Origin of the sequence: Actinomadura sp. 7K507 (assembly GCF_004348425.1) — a bacterium.
In the GTDB taxonomy this organism is placed as follows: Bacteria; Actinomycetota; Actinomycetes; order Streptosporangiales; family Streptosporangiaceae; genus Spirillospora.
Window position 1 is genome coordinate 1 of sequence record NZ_SMKK01000337.1, and the last position, 7,640, is coordinate 7,640.

The following is a 7,640-nucleotide window of genomic DNA, read 5'->3' on the forward strand; positions in this document are numbered from 1 at the left end:
GTGGTGGGCCGTGCTGGGGGTCCGTGGTGGGGGTCCGTGATGGGCCGTGCATGGGGTCCGACGCAGGTCGGACGGGAGGTAGGACATCCAACGTCGTTCGTCGGTGTACCGTAGGCGTCGGCACCGGCGAGGTCAAGTGCCGGGCCGCACCGGAGCCAGGTACGGACGAATCCGAAGTGCACGAATCCGGCGGGACGAATCCGACGGGGATGGGGAGCGTGAGCCGATGACCGCAGCACGGACGCGGGGACGTGCGACGCGAGGCCGCAGCAGCCGGACCGAGGAGGTGCAGCAGCGGGTCAAGCAGCTGATCCTGGAGCGCGGCCTGGCGGCCGGCGATCCGATGCCCACCGAGTTCGAGCTGGTCGAGGAACTCGACGTGAGCCGCAACTCGCTGCGCGAGGCGCTCAAGGCCCTCCAGGCGGTCGGCATCGTGGAGATCAGGCACGGCTTCGGCATGTACGTCGGCAGCATGTCGCTCGCCGCGCTCGTCGACGAGCTGACCTTCCACGCCCGCATGTCCAAGCGGCAGGGCCGCGACGACCTGGCCCACCTGGTGGACGTCCGCGAGGTACTCGAACGCGGCCTCGTCGAGCAGGTCATCGACCGCGGCCTGGCCGCCGGCAACACCGAGCTGGACGAGATCATGCGGCGGATGGACGAGGAGGCCGCGGCCGGGCTGGTGACACCGGAGACCGACCGGATGTTCCACGAGCTGCTCTACAAGCCGCTCGCCAACCCGATCGTCAACCAGCTTCTCAGCGCGTTCTGGGACGTGTACCGGACGCTGCAGCACGACCTCGCGCCCGTCGAGCAGGAGGCCGCCGACGTCGCCCAGCGGCATCGCGACATCTACGAGGCGTTGCGGGCGGGCGACCGCGAGGCCGCCGCCCCGGCGATGGCCGCGCACTTCCGCGGCATCCGCGTCCGCCTCGACCGGGCCCGCGACGACACCGGCACGGAGGACTGAGGACCCGGCACGGAAAAACGCGACCCGGGTCTTGACGGCCCCGGCCGCCGCATCTAGCTTCATCCCACGACGGACATCCTACATCCTATGTCCCGTCGAAAGGTGAGGCCCATGCCCACGTCCCCCCGCACCCGCACCCGCATCCGCGCCATCACGGTCGCCGCGATCACCGCCCTGGCACTGGTGACCGCCGCCCCCGCCCACGCCGCCGGCCAGTCCGCCGTCGTGACCCAGGACTGCACGTCGAGCCGCATCCAGCAGACCGTGGTCAACCAGACCTCCGCCGCGACCACATTCACCCTGACCTGGCCCGGCGTCGGCTCCTGGACCACCCGCGCCGCCGCCGGAGACAGCGCCCACTTCCACTTCACCAGGCCGTCCGGCACGAACTACACGTTCCACACGACGACCCCGCAAGGGTTCGACCAGACCAGCACCGGCACGCTCGACTGCTCGAACGCGCTCAGCGTCCGCGCCACCATGGACTGCGGCGACCCGCACCGCCTGCGCCTCATCCTGGACAACCGCTCCGCGTCCTCCCGCACGTTCACGGTCGCCTGGCCCGGACGCAGCGGCTCACCCTGGACCGTCACCGTCCCCGCCGGTTCCGGCCACAACGGCCTCTTCTGGACGGTCCCGGACGGCACCCCCTACACCTTCGACGTCTCGTCGGGCTCCTGGAGCGACACCGTCTCCGGCACGTCCGGCTGCGGGCTGGCGTCCGGGCGGCCCGGCATGAACTCCCAGACCATCCTCACCACGTCCACGGTCATCGACGGGCTCGGCAAGGCCGCGAGATCCGTGCGCATCCCGGCGCTCGGCGTCACCGGCAACGGCACGGTCATCGCCGTCGCGGACGCCCGCGTCGACGGCAGCTACGACCTCGGCGGCGGCACCAACAACATCCAGCTCGCGATGGCCCGCAGCACCGACGGCGGCGCCTCCTTCTCCCACCCGAAGATCATCGCGAAGCCGTCCAGCACCTCCCAGGGCTACGGCGACCCGAGCATCCTCGTGGACCGCGAGACCGGCAAGGTCTTCGTCTTCTTCACCTACTCCCCCAGGCCGGGCATCGGCTTCTGGAGCTCGGTCCCGGGAGACACCTCCACGACCGCGCCGGACAACACCCACATCCGCTACATCACCTCGACCGACGACGGCGCCACCTGGAGCTCCCCGGTCGACCTCAACCCGCACGTCCGCCATCCCTCCTGGGCGGGCATGTTCGCCTCGTCCGGCCACGGCATCCAGCTCGCCTCCGGCCGCCTCGTCCAGCCGATCGTCTACAAGGCCGGGGGCGTGGACCACGCGTCCAACATCTACTCCGACGACAACGGCGCGACCTGGCACAACGGGACGTCCGCCGCGACCGGCGTCAACGAGAGCAAGGCCGTCCAGCGCTCCACCGGCCGGATCGCCCAGAACATGCGCTCCAACGGCGGCGGCGACCGCTGGTACGCCACCGCCCCGGACGTCACCTCGGCCTTCGGAACCGCCTGGAACAGCGGCCTGATCGACCCCGCCTGCAACGGCGACGAGATCTCCTACCTGCGCCCGGCCTCCGGCACCCCGTCCCTGACCAACGTCGCCCTGCACAGCAACAACGCCGCGACCGCCCGCAACGACCTCACCGTCCGCGTCAGCCGCGACGACGGCGCGAGCTGGCCCGAGGCGGCCCTGCTCAAGCCCGGCGCCGCCGGCTACTCCACCATGGCCGTCCTCGCCGACGGCTCCGTCGGCAACCTCTACGAGATCGGCAACACCGGCGGCATCGTCTTCACCCGCTTCACCCTCCCCTGGATCGAATCCTAGGGAAGGGCGGACGAGTCGGCCTGTAAGCCGGGTTCTGTGCCCGCCGTCCCGTGAGGGGCGGCGGGTGGCGGCCATCCATCTCGGGCCGCCGTTGCCGGCGGCCTCCAGCGGTCTACCCGCAGGCTCGGGCGGGCCGCCCTCGGGCACCTGCGCGGAGCCTCTCGCGAAGCCCCTTCTTGACCTTGCTCCGGGTGGGGTTTACCGAGCCGCCCACGTCACCGTGGGCGCTGGTGAGCTCTTACCTCACCGTTTCACCCTTACCACCGGCGGACCGGTGGCGGTCTGCTTTCTGTGGCACTTTCCCGCGGGTCACCCCGGGTCGGCGTTACCGACCACCCTGCCCTGTGGAGCCCGGACTTTCCTCGACGGGGATCTCTCCCCGACGCGGCCGCCCGGCCGACTCGTCCGCCGTTCACCAAGGCTACCGGGTGCGCAAGTCACTGACGCACCCCAAGGGTTCGCAAGTCAACTTGCGAACCTCTAGGAGAGGCTCGGCCTGGAACGGGTCAGGCCGGTAGGTGGTGGGTGTCGTTGAACGTGTGCAGGGAGGCGGGGCCGTCGGCGTACCAGTCGATGGACGACAGGGCCGCCACGCCCAGGTGCATCCGGTAGAGGGACTGCATGGGGGCGCCCAGAGCGTCCTTGACCAGGAGCTTGATGGGCGTGACGTGCGAGACCACCAGCACGGTCTGCTCGCGGTGGCGGACCTTCAGCTTGTCCAGCGCGGTGCGGACGCGACGGGACACGTGGGCGAAGCTCTCACCGCCGGGCGGCGCGACCTCGGGGTCGGCCAGCCACGCCTTCAGCTCGGCCGGCCAGCCCTTGCCCGCCTCGGCGAACGTGAGTCCCTCCCATTCGCCGAAGTCCGCCTCGCGGAAGCCGTCCTCGACGCGGACGTCCAGCCCGGTGACGGCGGCGACCTCGGCGGCGGTGTCGCGGCAGCGCGACAGCGGCGAGGTGACGATCGCGTCCAGGCCGCGGTCCTTCAACGCGAGCGCGGCGGCGCGGGCCTGGGCGAGGCCGTTCGCGGTGAGCGGGACGTCGTTCGTCCCGGCGAAGCGCTTCTCGACCGACAGCGGCGTCTCGCCGTGCCGCAGCAGGACCGTGGTCATCGGGGTGGTGGACGGCGGCACCCAGCCGGACGGGGGCGGCTCCGGCTCCCCCGGCGTCTCCTCCACCTTGCGGACCCAGTGCTCACCGCGGGCGGCGGCGTCCATGGCCTCGTTCGCGAGCCGGTCCGCGTGCGCGTTCCGGTTCCGCGGAATCCAGCCGTAGGACACCGAGCCCAGGCCTTGCGCCAGCCCCCTGGCCTCCCGCGCCAGCGGGATCATGTCCGGGTGCTTGATCTTCCATTGTCCGGACATCTGCTCCACGACGAGCTTGGAGTCCATGCGGACCTCGACGCGGGCGGACGGGTCGATCTCGGCGGCGGCGGTCAGCCCGGCGATCAGGCCCCGGTACTCGGCCACGTTGTTGGTGGCATGGCCGATCGACTCGGCGACCTCGGCCAGCACCTCCCCGGTCAGCGCGTCGCGGACGAGCGCCCCGTACCCGGCCGGGCCGGGGTTGCCGCGCGAGCCCCCGTCCGCCTCGACGACCACCTTCCGTCCCCCGGCGGCCCCGCTCACAGGCCCGACTCGGGAGTCCGGATCAGGATGCGGCGGCACTCCTCGCAGCGGATGACCTCGTCCTCCGCGGCGGTCCGGATGGTGTTCAGGTCGACGGTGTTGAGCGCCAGGTGGCAGCCCTGGCAGGCGCCGCGGAACAGCTTGGCCGCGCCGACGCCGCCGAACTGGCCGCGCAGCTTCTCGTAGAGGGCGAGCAGATCGTCGGGGACGTCCTTGGCGACGGCGGTGCGCGCGGCGCTGGTCGTCCCGGCCTCGTCGTCGATCTCCCGGAGGGCTGCGTCACGGCGCTCGACGAGCCCCGCGAGCCGGTCCTGCGCGGCGGACTGCTCGGCGCGCAGCGCGGCGACCCTGCCCTCCGCCTCCTCCGACCGTTCCATGATCTCCAGCACGACCTCCTCCAGGTCGGACTGGCGGCGCTGCAGCGACTCGATCTCCGCCTGCAGGCTGCTGAGGTCCTTGGCGGAGGTCACCTGCCCGGTGTCGAGCCGCTGCCGGTCGCGGTCGGCGCGGGTGCGGACCTGGTCGACGTCCTGCTCGGCCTTCTTCTGCTCGCGCTGCAGATCGCCGACCTCGGTCTCGGCCGCCACGATCGTGTCGCGCAGCTCGGTCAGGCGTCCCTCCAGGCCCTCGATCTCCGCCAGTTCGGGAAGCGTGCGGCGGCGGTGGGCCAGCCGGTCCAGCGAGGCGTCGAGCTCCTGCAGGTCGAGCAGGCGGAGCTGGGCTTGCGGTGCGGCTTTCAATGTGCTCCTTCGTCGTGAAGGCGCCACGCGTCGGTGACGAGCGTGGACACCCGGGTCTCCAACTTGCCCGCTTCCGGTGAGACCGCCGCCAGGCGCCGCTCGGCGTCGGCGAGCCAGGGCCACTCGGTCGCCCAGTGCGCGGCGTCCACCAGGGCGGGGCCGCCCTCCTCGGTGGACTCCGACGCGGGGTGGTGCCGCAGGTCGGCGGTGAGATAGGCGTCGACGCCGGCGGCGTGCGCCGTGCCGAGCAGGGAGTCGCCGGCGCCCCCGCACACGGCGACGGTGCGGACGGTGCGACCGGGGTCCCCCGCCGCCCGCACTCCCCAGGCGGTGGACGGCAGCCCGGCGGCCACCCGCCCGGTGAACTCCCGCAGCGTGACCGGCTCGCCCAGTTCCCCGATCCGGCCGAGGCCGCGGCGCGGGTCGTCGTCGGCGGGGACCATCGGACGCAGCTCGCCGGTGAGGCCGACCGCCCGCGCCAGCGCGTCCGACACGCCGGGATCGGCCCGGTCGGCATTGGTGTGCGCGGTGTGCAGCGCCACCCCGTTCCTGATCATCCGGTGGACGAGCCGTCCCTTGGGCGTGGTCGCGGCGACCGAGTGCACCCCGCGCAGCAGCAGCGGATGGTGCGTGACCACCAGGTCGGCGCCCCACTCCAGCGCCTCGTCGATCACGGCGGCCACCGGGTCGACCGCGAACAGCACCCGGCCGACCTCCTGATCGGGGTCACCGCAGACGAGGCCGACGGCGTCCCAGGACTCCGCCCACGCGGGTGGATAAAGCTCCTCCAGGGCCGTGATGACATGGGATAGGCGCACGTCCCGCAGGCTACCGCGCCGAGCCGCTCCCAACGAGCCACCGAGCGTCACCGCGGCCCCTCGGGGTCTGCGACGATGTCCCGGGGGACAGCACACGAGGGACGACCCGACCGAGGGGAGAATGCCATGTCGGCTCCCGGCGCCGCAGCGGAACCGGAACCCGCCGAGTCCGTCGCGCCCGCGGCGGAACGCCCGTACATGCCCGGCTACGGCATCGTCGGACCGGACGAGGGAAGCGGCCTGCTTCCATGGTCCTGGGCCGTGGAGCAGCTGCGCGCCGCGCGCAACTTCTGGGTCTGCACGGTCCGGCCGGACGGACGGCCGCACGCCATGCCCGTGTGGGGCGCCTGGTCCGGCGCGGCGCTGCTGTTCAGCAGCAGCGCCCAGTCCCGCAAGCTGGTGAACCTGCGGGCGAACCCGCGGGTCGTGGTGACCACCGAGGAGGCGGAGAACCCGGTCGTCATCGAGGGCGTCGCCGAGGTCCTCACCCGGCAGGAGGACCTCCAGCGGTTCATCGACCTGGTCAATTCCAAGTACGCGACCCGATATCGTGTGGACTTCCTGGACCCCGAGGTGAACGCGACCGTGGCGGTACGGCCGCAGGCGGCGTTCGGGCTCCGGCAGGGGGACTTCACCGGTTCCCCCACTCGGTGGTCTTTCACGACCTGAGCGTCCGCCGGGATCAATCTGGACACTCATCGCGTTGGAGAGTGTGTGAAGTCACCCTTTCGGCGTCGCAAGCGCGTCAAGGGCCGGCCCATGGGCAACCGCCCCGAACCGGCCGAGCAGGAGATCGTCGAATGGCCCCGCGAGGGCACCGGCAGGTCGTCCCTGATGGGCGCGATCCGCGGCGACGGCGAGACCGGCGCCGGGTTCGGCGGCGGCATGTTCGAGGACCTCGCGTCGGCGTTCGAGGGCTCGAAGAAGATCAAGGTCGAGGAGCAGGAGCGGCAGAAGATCCTGCGCGAGGACGACCACGAGCAGGCCGGCTCCGGCACGCCCCGCGACGACCTGGATTCCGGCAAGATCCGCATCCGCCGCACGCCGCCCCCCGAATAGTGTCCAAATTGTCTCGAACATAGGTTCGAATCCGGGTTACTCTGACGCTGTGAGCACCTACGTTCCGCCCGGCTGGCCCGCGCAGGTGCACCCACCGGGCACCGAGCGCTTCGAGGACACCGCCATGGCCTGGCTGCTCGAACTGGTCCCGCCCGAGTACCGGCGCTACGGCGTCCTGCGCCGTTACCCCATCGCCCTCGCCCGCATGGCGCGCCACCACGCCGGCGCGTCCGTCGACGCCGCCCGCGAGGGCTTCCGGACCGCCCGCGTCGACCTCGGGGACGTCGTCCCGCCGCACGGCATCGAGTCCGTCCTGGAGGCCTACCGCCGCGAGGGCGCCCGCCTCGTCGCCCTCGTCCAGGCCGTCGAGCTCGTGGAGACCGCGCTGCGCGGCCTCGCCGAGCCCGACGATCCGCGACATCGCCGACCTTTCACCCCGAAGCTGTGACCCTCCCGTTGACGCTGTGTCGCGGCGTGCGCAAACCTTGATCTGATCCTGACGGGAGGCGGGTCCGGTGAGCACACCATCTGGGTGGTACCCAGATCCAGAGTGGATGGGCCGCGAACGCTACTGGGACGGGCAGACCTGGACAGACCAGTCCCGCCCCTACGC

Annotated in this window: 8 protein-coding genes and 1 other RNA gene; 5 read left to right on the forward strand and 4 right to left on the reverse strand. The window is 71.9% G+C overall.

What is annotated here, in order from left to right; genetic code table 11:
* The first annotated feature begins 226 nt into the window (after nt 1-226).
* Together E1285_RS41470 and E1285_RS41475 are read left to right on the forward strand one after the other, a co-directional pair.
* Complete coding sequence (locus E1285_RS41470) at nt 227-970, forward strand: FCD domain-containing protein (protein WP_132160174.1); 744 nt, start codon at nt 227-229, stop codon at nt 968-970.
* Nucleotides 971-1,081: 111 nt separating this feature from the next.
* Nucleotides 1,082-2,782, forward strand: coding sequence for a sialidase family protein (locus tag E1285_RS41475; protein ID WP_165966984.1), 1,701 nt, complete (start codon nt 1,082-1,084; stop codon nt 2,780-2,782).
* 7 nt (nt 2,783-2,789) lie between these two features.
* Here the strand turns inward: E1285_RS41475 and rnpB are convergent.
* The 4 genes from rnpB to E1285_RS41495 all read right to left on the reverse strand — a co-directional run bounded on the left by rnpB (nt 2,790) and on the right by E1285_RS41495 (nt 5,968).
* Nucleotides 2,790-3,186, reverse strand: an RNA gene (gene rnpB / locus E1285_RS41480) — RNase P RNA component class A.
* Nucleotides 3,187-3,288: 102 nt separating this feature from the next.
* Entirely contained in the window at nt 3,289-4,410 is a 1,122-nt protein-coding gene (locus tag E1285_RS41485) for a bifunctional RNase H/acid phosphatase (protein ID WP_132160178.1), read from the reverse strand.
* Complete coding sequence (locus tag E1285_RS41490) at nt 4,407-5,150, reverse strand: C4-type zinc ribbon domain-containing protein (RefSeq protein WP_132160180.1); 744 nt, start codon at nt 5,148-5,150, stop codon at nt 4,407-4,409. Before E1285_RS41490 ends, E1285_RS41485 begins: the two co-directional genes overlap by 4 nt.
* Nucleotides 5,147-5,968, reverse strand: a complete 822-nt coding sequence (locus E1285_RS41495) for a Nif3-like dinuclear metal center hexameric protein (protein ID WP_132160182.1) — start codon at nt 5,966-5,968, stop codon at nt 5,147-5,149. Before E1285_RS41495 ends, E1285_RS41490 begins: the two co-directional genes overlap by 4 nt.
* Nucleotides 5,969-6,094: 126 nt before the next feature.
* Here E1285_RS41495 and E1285_RS41500 point away from each other — a divergent pair, with 126 nt between their 5' ends.
* From E1285_RS41500 to E1285_RS41510, 3 genes are all read left to right on the forward strand, one after another.
* Nucleotides 6,095-6,637 (forward strand): pyridoxamine 5'-phosphate oxidase family protein, encoded by a 543-nt coding sequence (locus E1285_RS41500; RefSeq protein WP_132160183.1) that lies wholly within the window; start codon nt 6,095-6,097, stop codon nt 6,635-6,637.
* 90 nt (nt 6,638-6,727) lie between these two features.
* On the forward strand, nt 6,728-7,027 hold the full coding sequence (locus E1285_RS41505; RefSeq protein ID WP_243723421.1) for a DUF6191 domain-containing protein: 300 nt from the start codon (nt 6,728-6,730) through the stop codon (nt 7,025-7,027).
* A gap of 49 nt (nt 7,028-7,076) precedes the next feature.
* On the forward strand, nt 7,077-7,475 hold the full coding sequence (locus E1285_RS41510; RefSeq protein WP_132160187.1) for a hypothetical protein: 399 nt from the start codon (nt 7,077-7,079) through the stop codon (nt 7,473-7,475).
* The last annotated feature ends 165 nt before the right edge of the window (nt 7,476-7,640 follow it).

Bases quoted from the DNA above. Each gene is read 5' to 3' on its own strand.
- E1285_RS41500 (WP_132160183.1), top strand. From the start codon at position 6,095: ATGTCGGCTCCCGGCGCCGCAGCGGAACCGGAACCCGCCGAGTCCGTC.
- E1285_RS41470 (WP_132160174.1), top strand. From the start codon at position 227: ATGACCGCAGCACGGACGCGGGGACGTGCGACGCGAGGCCGCAGCAGC.
- E1285_RS41505 (WP_243723421.1), top strand. From the start codon at position 6,728: ATGGGCAACCGCCCCGAACCGGCCGAGCAGGAGATCGTCGAATGGCCC.
- E1285_RS41475 (WP_165966984.1), top strand. From the start codon at position 1,082: ATGCCCACGTCCCCCCGCACCCGCACCCGCATCCGCGCCATCACGGTC.